Source organism: Allobosea sp. FBZP-16 (assembly GCF_002831785.1).
Taxonomy (GTDB): domain Bacteria; phylum Pseudomonadota; class Alphaproteobacteria; order Rhizobiales; family Beijerinckiaceae; genus Allobosea; species Allobosea lupini.
In genome coordinates this window covers 185,200-202,062 of record NZ_LNCQ01000012.1, presented here as the reverse complement: position 1 = coordinate 202,062, position 16,863 = coordinate 185,200, and the positions used below count along the sequence as shown (strand labels likewise).

General features: G+C 66.7%; 16 protein-coding genes. 9 read left to right on the top strand and 7 right to left on the bottom strand.

Translation table 11 applies throughout. The features are described from left to right. Window positions 1-82: 82 nt before the first annotated feature. Window positions 83-1,315: a urate hydroxylase PuuD gene (locus tag CXY91_RS03525; protein WP_100959370.1), complete on the bottom strand. Its 1,233-nt coding sequence runs from the start codon at window positions 1,313-1,315 to the stop codon at window positions 83-85. Between the two features lie 168 nt (window positions 1,316-1,483). On the opposite strand from CXY91_RS03525, the gene uraH reads away from it, so the two are divergent. Further along, window positions 1,484-1,837, top strand: a complete 354-nt coding sequence (gene uraH, locus CXY91_RS03520; protein WP_091843344.1) for a hydroxyisourate hydrolase — start codon at window positions 1,484-1,486, stop codon at window positions 1,835-1,837. Window positions 1,838-1,904: 67 nt separating this feature from the next. Continuing rightward, window positions 1,905-3,326: an allantoinase PuuE gene (gene puuE / locus CXY91_RS03515; RefSeq protein WP_100959369.1), complete on the top strand. Its 1,422-nt coding sequence runs from the start codon at window positions 1,905-1,907 to the stop codon at window positions 3,324-3,326. Here puuE and CXY91_RS03510 read toward each other — a convergent pair. Together CXY91_RS03510 and CXY91_RS03505 are read right to left on the bottom strand one after the other, a co-directional pair. Continuing rightward, entirely contained in the window at window positions 3,323-3,721 is a 399-nt protein-coding gene (locus tag CXY91_RS03510) for a VOC family protein (protein WP_100959313.1), read from the bottom strand. The two genes, puuE and CXY91_RS03510, sit on opposite strands and share 4 nt — an antisense overlap. Window positions 3,722-3,777: 56 nt before the next feature. Further along, window positions 3,778-4,539: an SDR family NAD(P)-dependent oxidoreductase gene (locus tag CXY91_RS03505; RefSeq protein ID WP_100959312.1), complete on the bottom strand. Its 762-nt coding sequence runs from the start codon at window positions 4,537-4,539 to the stop codon at window positions 3,778-3,780. Window positions 4,540-4,662: 123 nt separating this feature from the next. Between CXY91_RS03505 and CXY91_RS03500 the strand changes: the two genes are divergently transcribed. After that, the gene (locus tag CXY91_RS03500; protein WP_091843359.1) at window positions 4,663-4,845 is read left to right on the top strand and encodes a hypothetical protein; all 183 of its coding nucleotides are present in this window, start codon (window positions 4,663-4,665) and stop codon (window positions 4,843-4,845) included. Between the two features lie 125 nt (window positions 4,846-4,970). On the opposite strand, the gene CXY91_RS03495 is transcribed toward CXY91_RS03500, so the two are convergent. Both CXY91_RS03495 and CXY91_RS03490 read right to left on the bottom strand, forming a co-directional pair. After that, the gene (locus tag CXY91_RS03495) at window positions 4,971-6,416 is read right to left on the bottom strand and encodes an SNF2-related protein (protein WP_248307337.1); all 1,446 of its coding nucleotides are present in this window, start codon (window positions 6,414-6,416) and stop codon (window positions 4,971-4,973) included. Further along, window positions 6,413-7,393 carry a LysR family transcriptional regulator gene (locus CXY91_RS03490; protein WP_100959310.1) on the bottom strand — a complete coding sequence of 327 codons (981 nt, stop codon included), beginning with the start codon at window positions 7,391-7,393 and terminating at the stop codon, window positions 6,413-6,415. The genes CXY91_RS03495 and CXY91_RS03490 overlap by 4 nt, the downstream gene beginning before the upstream one ends. Window positions 7,394-7,679: 286 nt before the next feature. On the opposite strand from CXY91_RS03490, the gene CXY91_RS03485 reads away from it, so the two are divergent. The 4 genes from CXY91_RS03485 to CXY91_RS03470 all read left to right on the top strand — a co-directional run bounded on the left by CXY91_RS03485 (window position 7,680) and on the right by CXY91_RS03470 (window position 12,574). Beyond that, complete coding sequence (locus tag CXY91_RS03485) at window positions 7,680-9,206, top strand: ABC transporter substrate-binding protein (RefSeq protein WP_100959309.1); 1,527 nt, start codon at window positions 7,680-7,682, stop codon at window positions 9,204-9,206. 137 nt (window positions 9,207-9,343) lie between these two features. Then, window positions 9,344-10,261, top strand: a complete 918-nt coding sequence (locus CXY91_RS03480; RefSeq protein ID WP_100959308.1) for an ABC transporter permease — start codon at window positions 9,344-9,346, stop codon at window positions 10,259-10,261. Window position 10,262: 1 nt separating this feature from the next. Further along, a complete protein-coding gene (locus CXY91_RS03475; RefSeq protein ID WP_199777346.1) occupies window positions 10,263-11,159 on the top strand; it encodes an ABC transporter permease in 897 nt (298 codons plus the stop codon). Between the two features lie 23 nt (window positions 11,160-11,182). Next, window positions 11,183-12,574, top strand: a complete 1,392-nt coding sequence (locus CXY91_RS03470; protein ID WP_100959306.1) for a M20 family metallopeptidase — start codon at window positions 11,183-11,185, stop codon at window positions 12,572-12,574. A 6-nt stretch (window positions 12,575-12,580) separates the two neighbouring features. Here CXY91_RS03470 and CXY91_RS03465 read toward each other — a convergent pair whose 3' ends face one another. After that, window positions 12,581-12,844, bottom strand: a complete 264-nt coding sequence (locus tag CXY91_RS03465) for a hypothetical protein (RefSeq protein WP_100959305.1) — start codon at window positions 12,842-12,844, stop codon at window positions 12,581-12,583. 121 nt (window positions 12,845-12,965) lie between these two features. Between CXY91_RS03465 and CXY91_RS03460 the strand changes: the two genes are divergently transcribed. Together CXY91_RS03460 and CXY91_RS03455 are read left to right on the top strand one after the other, a co-directional pair. Further along, window positions 12,966-13,274 carry a hypothetical protein gene (locus tag CXY91_RS03460; RefSeq protein WP_100959304.1) on the top strand — a complete coding sequence of 103 codons (309 nt, stop codon included), beginning with the start codon at window positions 12,966-12,968 and terminating at the stop codon, window positions 13,272-13,274. A 49-nt stretch (window positions 13,275-13,323) separates the two neighbouring features. Then, on the top strand, window positions 13,324-13,971 hold the full coding sequence (locus tag CXY91_RS03455; protein WP_100959303.1) for a hypothetical protein: 648 nt from the start codon (window positions 13,324-13,326) through the stop codon (window positions 13,969-13,971). Between the two features lie 180 nt (window positions 13,972-14,151). On the opposite strand, the gene CXY91_RS03450 is transcribed toward CXY91_RS03455, so the two are convergent. After that, on the bottom strand, window positions 14,152-16,728 hold the full coding sequence (locus CXY91_RS03450; RefSeq protein WP_100959302.1) for an FtsK/SpoIIIE family DNA translocase: 2,577 nt from the start codon (window positions 16,726-16,728) through the stop codon (window positions 14,152-14,154). Between the last annotated feature and the right edge of the window lie 135 nt (window positions 16,729-16,863).

Sequence of the window (16,863 nt, the reverse complement as noted above, 5' to 3'; positions counted from 1 at the left end):
AACTGAATGAAACTGAACAGCGCGGATCGAGCGCTCGACTGTGGCCCGGCAGCGTCAACTTGCCGCGCCGTGCGAAGCCGGGTCAGCGCTTCTGCGCCACCCAGGCGGCGAGGACGCGCCGTTCGTCCGCGGTCATGCCCGAGAGGTTGTTCGGCGGCATGGCATGGGTCAGCACCGCCTGCACGCCAATGGCGCGGCGCTGGCGGGCGATCAGCTCGGGTTCGTGCAGGAAGACGCCCTTGGGCGCGATCTGCAGGCCAGGCCAGGACGGCTCCGGCGCATGGCACATGGCGCAGCGTCCCGTGACGATGTTGGCGACCTCCGGCGACGGCGCGACGAGACCGGCGAGCATCATCGGTTTGGCCGGTTCCAGCGGCTTCAGCCCGAGACGCTCGCGACCGCCGGGCGAGGACGCCATCGCCACCCAGAAGGCGAGCCAGAGCGCGAGCGCCGCCACCGCCCAGGTCCACCACGGCGATTTGGCATGGTCGGCATGGCGGACATTGTAGAAATGCCGGATCAGTGCACCCGCGACGATGATCAGCGCGACCAGAACCGGGATCACCGCCGAATTGGCGTAAGTCACCGGGTAGTGGTTCGCCAGCATCAGGAACAGCACCGGCAGGGTGATGTAGTTGTTGTGCAGCGAGCGCTGCTTGGCCTGCTTGCCGTATTTCGGATCAGGCACCTCGCCGGCGACCATCGCAGCGATGGTCTTGCGCTGGCCCGGCATGATCACGAAGAAGACATTGGCCGACATGATCGTCGCCATCAGCGCGCCGGTATGAATCAGCGCGCCGCGCCCGGAAAAGACCGAGGCGAAGGCAAAGCTTGCTGCGACGACATAGCCGAAGCCAAGCAGACCGAGCACGACGTCGTTCTTGCCGAGCGGCGACTTGCAGAGCAGGTCGTAGAACAGCCAGCCACCGGCCAATGCCGCGATCCCGATCGCGCCCGCCGCGATCGGCGAAAGTGCCATCACCGCCGGGTCGATCAGATAGAGCTCCGACTGCGCGTAATAGACCCAGACCAAGAGGAAGAAGCCCGAGATCCAGGTCCAGTAGGCCTGCCATTTGTGCCAGGTCAGCTCCTTCGGCAGCACCTCCGGCGCGACCAGGTATTTGCGCATCGCATAGAAGCCGCCGCCATGGACCTGCCAGGCGAGAAACTGCGTCGGCTGGCCGGCCTCGGTCCTGGGCGCATCCGGCGCGGCCCTCAGCGAGGCGTCCAAGTGGATGAAGAAGAAGGACGAGCCGATCCAGGCGATCGCCGCGATCACATGCAGCCAGCGCAGAAGCTGGCTGCCCCACTCCATCAGATAGGCCTCAAGCACGGACGGACTCCGGGTGGAGCGGTATGTTTGCGATTTGACAGGGCGGAATCCGGAAGGGAACTTGCATCACGGTCCAGACTAGGTTCGCAGCCTTGGAAGGCAAGCGTCATTCCAGCTGCTCAACGCAGCGTCAACGAGAGGTTCAGGGCTATGGGGCGTCTGTCGACGCATGTGCTCGATACGGTCAACGGCAGGCCGGCCGCGGGCGTCGCGATCGCGCTCGACGCGCTGCTGCCGGACGGTAGCCGCGAACGGATCGCCGACACCGTCACCAATGCCGACGGCCGCACCGATGCGCCTCTGCTCACCGGCAGGCTACCGGTCGGCAGCTATGAATTGACCTTCGCGATCGGCGACTATTTCCGCCATCTCGGCACGAAGCTGCCTGAGCCGGCCTTCCTCGATCTCGTGCCGATCCGCTTCGCCATCGCCGAGCCGCAGGGCCATTATCACGTACCGCTGCTCGCTTCGCCCTGGAGCTATTCGACCTATCGGGGCAGCTGAAAACGACTCATCGAGAACGGCTTGCCGGCCGTTCTTGACTCTCGCTCGCATGGACTTGAATCATCTCATGAGCCCTTCCTACCCGCGCGACCTCGTCGGCTATGGCCGCACCCCTCCGCATCCGCACTGGCCGGGGCAGGCCCGCATCGCCGTGCAGTTCGTGGTCAATTACGAGGAGGGCGGCGAGAACAACATCCTGCATGGCGATGCCGCCTCGGAGGCCTTCCTCTCCGAGATCGTCGGTGCCGCGCCCTGGCCCGGCCAGCGCCATATGAACATGGAGTCGATCTACGAATACGGCTCGCGCGCCGGCTATTGGCGGCTGTGGCGGATGTTCACTGAGCGCAATCTGCCCGTCACGGTCTTCGCCGTCGCGTCGGCCCTGCAGCGCTATCCGCAGATCGTTGCCTCGATGCAGGAGGCCGGCTGGGAGATCGCGACCCACGGCCTGAAATGGATCGACTATCGCGACACGCCCGCAGAACTCGAGCGCGAGCACATCCTCGAAGCGATCCGCATCCAGACCGAGCTCGCCGGGACCCGTCCGCTCGGCTGCTATCAGGGCCGCACCTCGGTCAACACCATTCCTCTGACCATGGCGGAAGGCGGCTTCCTCTACACCGCCGACGTCTATGCCGACGAATTGCCCTATTGGCTGCAGGGGCCGCACGGCCCGCAGCTCGCCGTCCCCTATACGCTCGACGCCAACGACATGCGCTTTGCGACGCCACAGGGCTTCAACAGCGGCGACCAGTTCTTCGCCTATCTAAAGGACTCGTTCGACACGCTCTATGCCGAGGGCGAGACCGCGCCGAAGATGATGTCGGTCGGCCTGCATTGCCGGCTCGTCGGCCGGCCCGGCCGGGCCGCCGCGCTCGCCCGCTTCCTCGACTACGTCCAGAGCCATGATCGCGTCTGGGTCGCAACGCGGCTCGACATCGCCCGACATTGGGTCAGGACACATCCGCCGGAAGGGGGCTACAAGCCCTCGCGGCTGCCTCGGGCGCTTTTCGTCGAGGTCTTTGGCCGGGTCTTCGAGCATTCGTCGTGGATCGCCGAGAAGGCCTACGCGGCTGGCATCAATGCGAAGCACGACTCCGCCGATGCGCTCCACTCCGCGATGTTCAGGGTCGTGCGGGAAAGTCCGCGCGAAACCCAGATAGCCTTCCTGAAACAGCACCCCGACCTTGCCGGCAAGATCGCCGCCGCCGGCGAGTTGACCGCGGAATCGGCGGACGAACAGGGCTCGGCGGGTCTCGACCGCCTGACATCTGACGAGCGCGCCCGTTTCACCGCTCTGAACGAAGCGTACAAGGCGAGGTTCGGCATCCCCTTCATCCTGGCCGTCAAGGGATTGACGAAGGCCGACATCCTCGCGAACTTCGAGGAACGGATGGCGAGCACGCCACAGCGCGAATTCGAGACCGCCCTCGCGCAGGTCAAGAAGATAACCTTGCTGCGGATGCGCGATTTGCTGCCCTCTGGCTAGAGCGCGTTCGTCTTCTTTCGCCCCGCCGGATCGACCATCCGCGCCAGCCACCACGTCGTACCGGCGGGGTCCTTGACCCCGCCGCGGCGATCGCCGTCGCCCTTCTCCTCCGGCGCCTGGATCAGCGTGCCGCCAGCCGCCACAGCCTTCGCGATCAAGGCCTCGGGGTCGGCGACATAGACGTGGACATGGGATTCCGGCCCGCCCGGCGCCTGCCCGAGCATCACGATCGAATCGTCGATCCTGAACTCGGCATGCATGATCCCGCCATCCTCGCGCCGGGCGATGAAGCTGGGATCAGCTCCGAAGACGGCCTTGGCGAAAGCGAGCGCCTGCTCGGCATCGGCGACCATGAGATAGGGCGAGACAGCGTTGTGCCCTTCCGGCTTATGCATGGGTTCCTCCTGTTTCCACACAGGCAACTTGCCCAGCCGCCGGCTGTTCCGGCCGCCTACAACCCGCTGACCAGATGCCCGCCATCGACCGCGACGACCGCGCCGGTCATGTAGCGCCCGGCCTCCGAGCAGAGCAGCAGGAGCGGCCCGTCGAGATCATCGAGCTCACCGGCCCGGCGCATCGGGATGCGCTTCTTCAGAGCCTCGCCGGCCTCCCCTGCGAAGAACGCGCGATTGATGTCGGTGACGATGTAGCCCGGCGCCAGCGCGTTGACTCTGATCTTGTACCGGGCCCATTCCAGCGCCAGCGCCTTGGTCATCTGGATCAGCCCGGCCTTCGAGATCGCATAGGGCGCGACCTTGCCGGCGACGCGCTCGCCCAGGATCGAGGCGATATTAACGATCGCCCCGCCGCTGTCCTGTTCCACCATAAGCTTCGCCGCCGCCTGCGCCGCGAAGAAGCAGCCCTTCAGGTTGACGTCGATCTGGCTGTCCCACTGCGCCTCGCTGACCGAGAGCGCAGCTTCCGTCTCGCCGACGCCGGCATTGTTGACCAGCACGTCGAGCCCGCCGAGCAGCCTGACAGCCTCGGCGATGCCTGCCTCGATCACCTTGGCCGAACTCACATCGAGCGCGAGCGGCAAGACCTTGCCCCGCAAGCTCTCGCACTCACGCGCCAGTTCCTCAAGTCGCTCGGTCCGGCGCGCCGCAGCCACCACATGCGCTCCCTTCCCCGCGAGCAGCCGGGCGAAATGCGCCCCTAACCCTGAGGAAGCGCCCGTCACCAGAACCCGCTTGCCCTTGAGATCCTCGAACATTCCGCGTGTCTCCCTGCCGATGGAAGGGACAATGCCGCGCGGCGATGGTCAACCTCGCCGCAGCGGAACCCGGCCGCGGCCGAGGCGTTTCCTGCCGAGTAACGTTTCGGACGGGGGATACCCATGTTTCGCATTCTGCTGGTGATCGCGGTCATCGCGATCGGCTACGACGCCATCGTCCACCAGGGCGCCTACACGCGCGACCTCTGGTACAAGGCCGTCGGCGCAACCGAGCGCGTCGTCGACGAGGCCAAGCGCGTCGGCGAGCGGGCTCCGGACGAGCCGCCGCGCTCGCAGATGAATTGAGCGTCAGCGCTCCCATGCCGTCATGCTCGCCCTTGTGGCGAGCATTCACGTCTTGAACGAGGCCTTCGACCTTCAAAGACGTGGATGGTCGGGACGAGCCCGACCATGACGGGAAAGGGCAGCGCCTACGCCGCCTCTCTCGCCAGCGCCGCCCGCTCGACCTCCCCAGCGATGGCATCGAGCAGCGCCGTCTCGTCGCCGGCCAGGCCCTCCATCGCCGCCATGCGGGCGAGCACGGTCGCGGCGACTTTCTCTTCCACCGTATCCTCGGCATAGGCATAGAAGATCGTCGCGTGCTGGCCGTCGCGATGGCAGCGCCCTTCGATCTGCTGCAGCTGGATCGCACTGTGCCGGAGATCATGGACGACCAGTGCCCGCTCGCGTTCGCCGCCAGGCATCTCGGCCCGGTGCAGCGAAATCGACTCGGTCACGGTGAAGACGACGGCGTCGAGATTGCCGGTCTGGAAGGCGATGCGGGTGGCTTCATTGACTTCGCCGGAATGCTCGCCGGTGATCGAGCCGACGCGCCAGCCCCTGCCCGCAAGCTTCTCGGCCAGCATCGCTCCGGTTTCGAGGAAGGCGACGGAGATCGCGACCTGCTCGTCGTTCTCCAGCAGATCCTGGCAGAATTCGGCCGTGCCGGTGGTGCGCAGCAGGCTCGCCTTCTGGCGAAAGCGCAGATCGGCAGCCCAGCCGGCGGGCTTCCGGGTCGAACCGCCGGCGAGGCCGAGCTCGCGCCGGAATTCGCGCCAGGTCGCGTCGTAGAGCTTGCGCTCGCTCGTATCGAGCGCAACGGGAGCGAGCTCGCGCTGCACCTCCGGCCAGCCGGCGATCTCCTCCGGCCGGCGACGCAGGCCGATGGCGTTGGCGCCGCGATAGAGCAGGTCCGCCATCACCTTTCGGTCGCTCTCGTTCGGCTCCCAGCTCCAGTTCTTCCAGCGCCCCTTGGCCTTGCCGATCTTCAGCCGCTTCATCAGCGCCCGGAAACCGTCGAGATCGGCTCCGGGCGCGCCCGTCGCCACCGACAGCAAACGCGCAAGATAGGAGAGCTCGTGCGGCGCCTGCCCGGCCGTCGCGCTCATATAGATCGTGAACTGCGCGGCGGCCGCCATCTGCCGGCAGACCAGCCCCTGCTGCGAGTTCGGGTTGCGAATGCGATGGGCTTCGTCGATCACCACCAGCGGCCAGATCCGTTTCGGCGTGCCGTGCTTGGCGAGCTCGTTGTTCTTCGCCCGGGTCGAACGCTTGTTCGAGGCCGGCGGTGGCGCGAGCAGCGACTTCGTCCGCTCGAAGTTCATCAGGGTGAGCTTCTTCGCCGGCAGGCCAGCATGGGGGATGGTGCGCCGCCATTGCGGAATTGCGCCCTTCGGGCAGATCACCAGCACCTCCTGCTCGGGCATGGCCGAGATGGCGAGCCAGGCCGAGAGCGTCTTGCCGAGCCCGGTGAGGTCACCAAGCAGGAAACCCGGCTTGCCCGCCGCCCGCGCCGCCAGGATCGCGTCGCGCGCGACGAGCTGGTGAGGATGCGGCACCATGATCTCGGGCGCATCGGCCTTCACGGGAACGCTCATGCCTGCCGGACCTCGGAAGCCGGAGCCCGCTCGGTCGCCATCGCCGCCAGCACATCGGCGTGCTGCAGCTCCTCGATCAGCACGCTCAGGAAGTTCGTCACCACCTTGGGCAGCGCCCGGCCCGACATGCTCTGGATCTGCAGGCTGCGCGGCGGCAGGTCGCCATCCCGGAGCGGCAGCGCCACCACCGAGCCGTCGCGGATCGAGGCGCCGAAGGCGATCGAGCTCGCGAACATCACCGCGCCGCCGAGCTTGCAGAAATGCCCGAGCCCCGCGACGTTGGTCGAGACCAGCACCGGCTCGACGGTGAGCCCGCGCGCCGAGAAATAGATGTCGACGATCTTGCGTACCGTCGCCTCGCTGTCGAGCACCGCGACCGGGTGGACGAAGATGTCCTCGATCCGGATCGATTCCTTGCCCGCCAGCGGGTGGTGCGGCGCGACGAAGGCATAGGTCCGCGCCGCGCATTGCCAGTTGATGGTGACGCCGCGCTCCTGCTGCAGCACGAAGGTCAGCCCGAGGTCGATCGCCCCGGTGCGGACATGCTCGGTGACGACCTGCGGCGACATCACCTTGACGTCGAAGGCGACGTCCGGATGCTGCTGGCGGAAGGCGTAGATCACCTCCGGAATGAAGCTGACCGCAAAGCCCTCGGTGACGCCGAGCCGGATCAGGCCCTTGCTGGCACCGCGCAGTTCGCGGATCTCGCTGACGACCTGCTCGCTCTCCAGTTCGAGCCGCTGCGCGTAGGCCGCCAGCGTCTGGCCGGCCTGGGTCAGGATCATGCCGTGCGAGCGCCGCTCGAACAGCGCCGCGTCCAGCTCCTTTTCGAGATTGGCGATCTGGCGGCTGACGGCCGAGCCGGCGACGCGCAGGCGCTGCGCCGCGGCGCTGATCGAGCCGGTCCGCACCACCGCCAGGAAATACCGCAAGGCCGGAGTCTGCACGTCATGAACCTCGGCTACCACTTCCGACATGCTCAGCCCTCATCCTGAGGAGCGATCGCAGATCGCGTCTCGAAGGATGCTCCAGCTGGTTCCGGAGCGTCCTGGAGCATCCTTCGAGACGCCGCTGACGCGGCTCCTCAGGATGAGGGCTGAGAAGATGGCTGCCGTAGCAAGGCATTGCCGTCTCGGCAACGATCCTTTCGATTCATTCTTATGGCGGCAAGCACGAAGCTGTGCAGAGTTTGTGTCGCCGGCGTGACGGTGGCCCGAGGCTGCCCGCCGAACGAGACAAGCGACAACGCTGCGAGGGGAAAACATGCGCTTCTTCGACAAGGCCTCAACGGCCCTGGCCGCAACCATTCTGGCTGCGACCGCCTTTACCACGCCCGCCTTGGCCCAGAAGGCCGCCAACACCGTCCGCTTCGCCTATGACCAGGCGCCCGAAAGCGTCGATCCGTTCTTCAACAATGTCCGCATCGGCGTGATCATCGGCGCCAATGTCTGGGACACGCTGATCTACCGCGACCCCGCCACCAACGAGTACAAAGGCCAGCTCGCCAAAAGCTGGAAGCAGGTCGACGACAAGACCATCGAGTTCGAGCTGCGCGAGGGCGTGAAGTTCCACAATGGCGAGGAGTTCGACGCCGACGACGTCGTCTACACGCTGAACTTCATCTCCAAGCCCGAGAACAAGGTCGTCACCCAGGGCAACGTCAACTGGATCGCCAAGGCCGAGAAGCTCGACAAGTACAAGGTCCGGCTGACCACCAAGGAGATCTTTCCGGCCGCGATCGAGTACCTCGCCGGCCCGGTCGTGATCCATCCGAACGAGTATTACGAGAAGGTCGGGCCCAAGGGCCAGAACGAGAAGCCGGTCGGCTCGGGCCCCTACAAGGTCTCGAACTATGTGCCGGGCAAGTCGATCACGCTCGAGCTCAACAAGGATTACTTCAAGGATTCGCCGAAGCCGCAGCCCAAGGTCGGCAAGTTCGAGATCCGCTTCATCCCGGATCGCCAGACTCAGATGGCCGAGATGCTATCGGGCGGCGCCGACCTGATCATGCACGTCCCAAAGGACCAGGCCGACCAGCTCCAGAGCGTGCCGACACTGCAGGTCGTCTCCGGCGAGACGATGCGCATCGTCTTCATGCAGATGAACATCCTCGACGGCACGCCGGCCCCCGCCCTCAAGGACGAGCGCGTGCGCAAGGCGATCATCCACGCCATCGACCGCGAGGCGATGGTCAAGAACATCGTCGGCACGGGCTCGCGCGTCATCAACACGATCTGCTTCCCCTCGCAGTTCGGCTGCACCGACGAGGGCGCGGCGCGCTATCCCTATGATCCCGCTAAGGCCAAGGCGCTGCTGGCGGAAGCCGGCCATCCCAGCCTGACCATGGACATCGTCGCCTATCGCGAGCGCAACCAGACCGAGGCGCTGATCGGCTATCTCCAGGCCGTCGGCATCAAGACCAATCTGCGCTTCCTGCAATACGCCGCGATGCGCGAGCAGATCGCCACCAACAAGGCAATGCTGACGCACCAGACCTGGGGCTCGTTCTCGGTCAACGACGTTTCGGCCGCGACGCCGAACTACTTCGCCTTCCGCAGCGAGGACATCACCCGCGACCCGCAGGTCCGCGACCTCTTGGAGAAGGGCAACAACTCGGTCGATCGGGCGGTGCGCAAGGAGGCCTACAAGGCCGGCCTGAAGATCATCGCCGACAAGGCCTATGCCGTGCCGCTCTATTCGCTGCCGGTCTACTACGTCGCCAACAAGGACCTGAACTTCAAGGCCTATCCGGACGAGCTCGTCCGCTTCTGGGAGATGGGCTGGAAGTAAGGCATAGGGGTCATTCTCGGGCGAAACGAAGCGCAGACCCGAGAATCTCCTGAAAGAGATGGTCGGCTCAAGGCCGACCATAACGCGCCGGGCTCATAACCCGGCGCGGACATCACCTTCACAATTGGAAGCAAGCCATGCTCGGCTTCATCGTCAAACGGCTCGGCCTGGCGCTGCTCGTCGCCCTCGCGGTCTCGGCCATCGCCTTCTTCCTGCTGCGCCTATCCGGCGACATCGCGGTCGCGATTGCCGGCGAAGGCGCGCAGCAGGCTGACCTCGACGTCATCCGCAAGACCTACGGGCTCGATCGGCCGCTCGTCGTCCAGTATCTCGACTGGCTGCTGAAGACGCTGTCAGGCGATTTCGGCACCTCGATCTATTTCAAGACCGACGTCTCCTCGCTGGTCTTCGCCAAATTGCCGGTGACGCTGATCCTCGGCCTCTCCTCGCTCGCCTTCGCGCTTCTGATCTCGATCCCGCTCGGCGTGCTCGCGGCGATCTACGCCAATAGCTGGATCGACCGCCTGGCGCTGGCCATCGCCGTTTTCGGCCAGGCGATGCCGAACTTCTTCTTCGCGCTGATCCTGGTGATGCTGTTCTCGATCACGCTGCGCTGGCTGCCGGTCTCCGGCTCAGGGACCTGGCTGCATTACGTCATGCCGACGATCGCGCTCGGCTACTACACCGCCCCGGCCTTCATGCGCCTGATCCGCGCCGGCATGATCGAGGTGCTCTCGGCCGACTATATCCGCACCGCCCGCGCAAAGGGACTGTCGTCCCATGCCGTCGTCATCACCCATGCCTTGCGCAACGCCGCAGTGCCGGTGGTCGCGCTGACGGCGGTGCAGCTCGGCTTCCTGCTCGGCGGCTCGGTGGTGATCGAGACGATCTTCGCGCTCGATGGCCTCGGCTACCTCGCCTATCAGAGCATCACCTACAAGGATTTCCCGGTCATGCAGGTCATCGTCCTGCTGCTCTCGGTCGTCTACGTCCTGCTGACGCTGCTGGCCGACATCGCCAATGCCTGGCTCGATCCGCGAATCCGGGTATCCTGAAATGAGCGATGCGACCTCCCTCCCCCTTGCCTCCAGCGATATCACCGGCGGCCGTCGCCTGTTGCGCCGCGCGCTGGCCCAGAAATCCTTCCTGTTCGGCTTCGGCCTGCTGGTGCTCTTCATCGTGCTGGCGCTGCTCGCCCCGCTGCTGGCGCCGCATGATCCCTATCTGCAGAACCTGACGGCGCGGAACGTCCCACCGTTCTGGTACGACAAGGGCAACTGGGTCCATCCGCTCGGCACCGACCCGCTCGGGCGCGACTATCTCTCGCGCCTGCTCTACGGCGCCCGCATCTCGCTGATCATCGGCATCAGCGTCGTCGCCATCGCCGGGCTGATCGGCACGACCATGGGCCTGCTCGCCGGCTATTTCGGCGGCCGCATCGACATGGCCGTGACCTTCATGGTCACCACCCGCCTCGCCATGCCGGTGATCCTGGTGGCGCTCGCCGTCGTCGCCATCATCGGCTCCTCGCTCTGGATCGTCATCCTGGTGCTCGGGCTCCTGAAATGGGACCGCTTCGCCGTGGTGATGCGCAGCGCGACGCAGCAGGTCCGCTCGCTCGACTACATCACGGCGGCGCAGGCCTCGGGCGCCAGCACGACCCGCATCATCCTGCGCGAGGTCCTGCCCAACATCGCCCCGCATCTGATCGTGGTCGCGACCTTGGAGGCGGCGAGCGCCATCCTGCTCGAAGCCGCGCTCTCCTTCCTCGGCCTCGGCGTGCAGCCGCCGCTGCCGTCGTGGGGCCTGATGGTCTCCGAGGCCAAGGCCTACATGTTCTTCTCGTTCTGGCTGATCGCCCTGCCCGGCACGGCGCTCGCCCTGCTGATCTTCGCGATCAACCTCGCGGGCGACGGCCTGCGCGACGTGATCTCGCCCGAAAAGCGCAACTGATCCTTTCTGACGGAGTGACCACCATGACCCGCGCCAAGGCGATCGCCCATGCGCTCGACTATTTCGACTCCGGCAGCTTCAAGAGCGACCTGTCGCGGCTGATCGCCATGCCGACCGAGAGCCAGAACCCCGAGCGCGCCCCGGTGCTAACCGAGTATCTGGAAAAGGAGATGCAGCCGCTGCTGGAGAGCCTCGGCTTCTCCTGCCGGACGCTGAACCACCCCAAGGCCAAGGGCCCCTTCCTCTTCGCCGAGCGTATCGAGGCCGAGGGCCTGCCGACGATCTTCGGCTACGGCCATGGCGACGTCATCCGCGGCCTCGACGCACAGTGGGCGGAAGGGCTCTCGCCCTGGACGCTCACCGAGCGCGGCGACCGCTGGTACGGACGCGGCGTCGTCGACAACAAGGGCCAGCACCTGATCAACATCAGCGCGCTGAAATCCGTGCTCGAGACGCGCGGCGGCACGCTCGGCTTCAATGTCAAATACCTGATCGAGATGGGCGAGGAATGCGGCTCGCCCGGCCTGCGCGAGCTCTGCACCGAGCAGAAGGAGCTGTTCAAGTCGGACGTGCTAATCGCTTCCGACGGGCCGCGCCTCAATGCGGAGCGCCCGACCATCTTCCTGGGCGCCCGCGGCGGCGTCACCTTCGACCTCACCATCAACGCCCGCGAGGGCGGCCACCACTCCGGCAACTGGGGCGGTATCCTTTCCGACCCGGCGATCCAGCTCGCCCATGCCATCGCCTCGATCACCTCGCCGACCGGGCAGATCCGCATCCATGAATGGGTGCCGAAGGAATTGCCGGCGGCGGTGCGCAAGGCCCTCGCCGATTGCGAGATCGACGGCGGGCCCGATGGCCCGACCATCGATCCCGAATGGGGCGAGCCCGGCCTGTCGCCGGCCGAGCAGGTCTTCGGCTGGTGCTCCTTCGACGTGCTGGCGATGAAATCGGGCGTACCGGAGACCCCGGTCAACGCGGTACCGCCGAGCGCCTGGGCCCGCTGCGCACTGCGCTTCGTCGTCGGCATCGATCCGGACGACGTCATCCCGGCGCTGCAGCGCCACCTCAAGCGCCATGGCTTCGACATGGTCGAAGTCACCAAGGCGCGCGACGCGGTCTTCAACGCGACGCGGCTCGATCCCGATGACCCCTGGGTGGAATGGGCTCTGGCCTCGCTGCAGAAGAGCACCAACAAGAAGCCGGCTTTGCTGCCCAATCTCGGCGGCGGCCTGCCCAACGACATCTTCGCCGATATCGTCGGCATGCGCACGATCTGGGTGCCGCATTCCTATCCCGGCTGCTCGCAGCATGCCCCGAACGAGCATGTGCCTGTCGCCATCCCGCGCGAAGCGCTCGGCCTGATGGCCGGCCTCTACTGGGACCTCGGCGAGAGCGACCGCCCGGCACTCTGAGCTAGGCTAGCTGCCCCGCTCCTGCGGCTCGCGCGGATCGCGGGCCGGCGGCAGGTCGATCGGCGATGCCGGGGGGCCTTCGGGCGGCGCATTCGGCGGCAGTTCCGGCGGCGGATCGTTCGGAATGCCGTTCGGCTCGTTGTCCGGCGGATTCTCGATCGGCGGTGCCGGCGCGACCTCGCCGGGGTTCATCGGCGGCAGCTCCGGTGGTGGCGTAGGGCTGGTCGGCACGCCACCCGGCGGTCCGCCGGCTTGATGGATCGTCGTCATGCGGGCACTCCTTGCATGCCCGATAAACGCTCTTGCCCCGCGAAGGTTCGCGGCAGGCGGCACGGAACAATGCAGTGGCTCGCAGCTTGGTTCGGCAATCACTCAGCCAAGGAGCACTGCCATGTCGGATGGAAAGCCACGCGAGAATCCCGCTCTGCTCGACGAGCGCATCGAGACCGATCCGGTCCGGCCCGAGGACGCCTCGGTCCGCCCTGACCAGGATACGCCGATCAGCGACCGGCGCCGCGTCAGCGACACGACCAATGTCCACGACGCCGGCAGCGACGCCAACGACACGCTGGACGGATTGACCGAGCAGGAAGAGGCTGTCCGCCATGCCGCGGAGGACATCCCGACGGGCCAGGACCCGGCCGGCAAGACCGAGGCGACGCCCGTCTTCGATCGTGCTTCAAAGCCTCCCAAGGTCTGACGCGGGCGGCGCCATCGGCGGCCCGCCATCATCGGCAAGGGGGCGCCGCATGAAGACACTGGCTCTGGCATCGCAACTGGCGGCGATCACGCTTGTCGCCCTGATCGGACTTGTCGCCCTGATCGGAACGGCTTCGGCGCAGACGCCTGACCTGCTTGCCTGCACTGGCGCCTTCGCTCGCGATGCCGACGAGGCGACCTTGGTCGGGGCGTTCGGCGCCGGAAACGTCCAGCGCGCCCGCATCGAGATCGGCGAAGGCGAGAAGGTGGCCGGCGCCATCCTCTTTCCCAAAGACAGGAAGCGCCGGCTCGAGCTGATCTGGCGCGACGGCAAGAAGCGCCGCGGCCCCGCCACAATTTATGTCCGCGACGGCTCGGCCTGGGCGGTGGTCGGGCCAGCGGGCGAGCGCCTCGCCATCGGCAGTGCCCTCGCAGCGGTCGAGGCCGCCAATGGCAAGCCCTTCAGCATCCTCGGCTTCGACTGGGACTATTCCGGCACCGCGGCCGACTGGCAGGGCGGCAAGCTCGCCAAGGCCTTCGGCGGCTGCAGGCTGACGATCCGTTTCGGCTATCCGAAGGGCGCCGACGCCAAGGCGCTCGACCGGCTCTCCGGCGACAAGGAATTCTCCTCGTCGAATCCGGACATGCGCCTCGTCAAGCCGACGGCCTACGAGATCCTGCTGTCCTGGTCGGACTGAGCCAAAGCACGCACGGCAGGGGCCAACATCGCTGACCAATGAAAGCCCTCATCCTGAGGAGCAATCGCAGATCGCGTCTCGAAGGATGCTTCAGATGTCTCCGGAACCTCCTGGAGCATCCTTCGAGACGCCGCTGCGCTGCTCCTCAGGATGAGGGCTGAGGAGGTCGCACCGGCCCTCTTAGTCCTCGTCTTCCCTGGCCCTGCCGGTCTCGACGAGGATTTCGCGTTTTCCGGCGTGGTTGGCGGGGCCGACGATGCCCTCGTTCTCCATCCGCTCCATGATCGAGGCGGCGCGGTTGTAGCCGATCTGCAGGCGGCGCTGGATGTAGGAGGTCGAGGCCTTCTTGTCGCGCAGCACCACCGCCACCGCCTGCTCATAGGGGTCGTCGCTCTCGGACTGGCCCATGGCGCTCTTGTCGAAAACCGCCCCGTCCTCGTCCTCGGCCGCTCCGGCCTCCTCCTCGGCGGTGACCGCGTCGAGATAGTCCGGCCGCCCCTGCGTCTTCAGATGCGCCACCACCTTCTCGACCTCGGCGTCGGAGACGAACGGGCCGTGCACGCGGGTGATCCGCCCGCCGCCGGCCATGTAGAGCATGTCGCCCTGGCCGAGCAGCTGCTCGGCGCCCATCTCGCCCAGAATGGTGCGCGAGTCGATCTTGCTGGTGACCTGGAAGGAGATGCGGGTCGGGAAGTTCGCCTTGATCGTGCCGGTGATCACGTCGACCGAAGGCCGCTGCGTCGCCAGGACCACATGAATGCCGGCGGCACGGGCCATTTGCGCCAGGCGCTGGATCGTGCCCTCGATCTCCTTGCCGGCGACCATCATCAGGTCGGCCATCTCGTCGACGATCACGACGATGTACGGCAGAGGCGACAGGTCCATCGCCTCCTCCTCATAGATCGCCTCGCCCGAATGCTTGTCGAAGCCGGTCTGGACCGTGCGGGTGATGACCTCGCCCGCCGCGGCCGCTTCCGCCACGCGCAGATTGAAGCCGTCGATGTTGCGCACACCGAGCTTCGACATCTTCTTGTAGCGCTCCTCCATCTCGCGCACCGCCCATTTCAGCGCGACCACCGCCTTCTTCGGGTCGGTGACGACGGGGGTGAGCAGATGCGGGATGCCGTCATAGACGGAAAGCTCGAGCATCTTGGGATCGACCATGATCAGCCGGCACTCCTCCGGCTTCAGCCGGTAGAGGATCGACAGGATCATGGTGTTGATCGCCACCGACTTGCCCGAGCCGGTGGTGCCGGCGACGAGCAGATGCGGCATGCGGGCAAGGTCCGCGATCACCGGCTCGCCGCCGATGGTCTTGCCGAGGCAGAGCGCGAGCTTGTGCTTGGTGCCCTCGAAATCCTGGGAGGCCAGCAGTTCGCGCAGGAAGACGGTCTCGCGCTTGGCGTTGGGCAGTTCGATGCCGATCGCGTTCTTGCCCTGCACCACCGCCACGCGCGCCGACACCGCGCTCATCGAGCGCGCAATGTCGTCCGCCAGCGAAATCACCCGCGACGACTTCGTCCCAGGCGCAGGCTCGAGCTCGTACAAGGTCACGACCGGGCCGGGGCGAACCTGGCTGATCTCGCCGCGCACGCCGAAATCCTCGAGCACGCCTTCCAGCAAGGTGGCGTTCTGCTCCAGCGCGTCAGTCGAGATGGTGTTGGCCGGGATCTTCTTCGGTTCGGCGAGATAGGTCAGCGGCGGCAGCTCGAAACCTTCGCGATCGAGCAGCGAGGGCTGGGCTTCGCGCGACAGGCGCTTGCCGGGCTTGGGCGCGCGCACCGGCGCGGCGACGCGCGGCGCATTGAGATCGCGCACGTCCTGCGCCTCGAAGGGCTCGTCATCGTCATCGTAGGCCGGCCGGGCGCTTGGCGCTGCCTTGGCGGCAGCCGGGCGCACGAGCTCGGGGGCGACGACAGGGGACCGGTAGGCCTCGGGATCGCCGGTGAGGTTCGGCTCGCGGCGGACCCGTCCGGTCTGGGCCGGAACGGGCATCGCGCCCGCGCTAGCGGAAGCCGCCTGCGGCGGGCGCGGCAGGCGGCGCAGGATCGCGGCCTTCAGCGCCATGGCGCCATGGGCGACCCAGCCGATCAGGATGACCGAGAACCCCGGTTCGTCGTCGCGACGCTCCTCGCCATCGGCGAAGGGCGCATCGTCGTCCTGGTCGAGTTCGGGATCCTCGTCGGTGACGAAGCCGAAGCCGGCGGCGGCGGTGACGGAGAGGATGGCGATGCCGGCGAAGACGAAGGCGACGAGGCCGCCGAGCGCGGTGCCGCCGAGGCCGACGATGTTGCGGGTGCCCTGCAGCAGCGCGTCGCCGATCACGCCGCCCATCCCGGTCGGCAGAGGCCAGCGCGGCGTCGCCGGCAGGGCGCTCGCCACCGCCGCGCTCGAGACGATGCCGACAACCCAGAGCACGAGCTTGAGGGCGCTGCGATCGAAGAGGTGGAAGCGAATCAGCCGGAGCGACCAGAGCAGCGGCGGCAGCAGCAATGCGACGACGCCGAGGCCCAGCAGCTGCATGGCGAGATCGGCGATCATCGCGCCAGGCCGGCCGAGCAGGTTGTGTACGGTGCCGCGCGTGGCGTTGTTGAGGCTGGGATCGTCGACCGACCAGGTCGCGAGGGCGACGGCGACAGCCACCATCAGCGCGAGCATCGCGATGCCGCCGATTTCTGCGGCGCGGCGCGACAGGAACTCGCGCACCGGATCGGGCAGGCGGTCGATCAGCGATGAGGAGCGTCGGATCGTGCGCATCGGGCCGTGTCTGCGGGCATCAGGAAGGCGGCGAAGGCCACCTGTCGAACCGGCAGGTTAGGAAGGTCCGGTTAAGGCCCGCTTAACCTTGCACTGCCGCCGCGGACTGTCAGGAGATCGAGGAACGATCGGCCT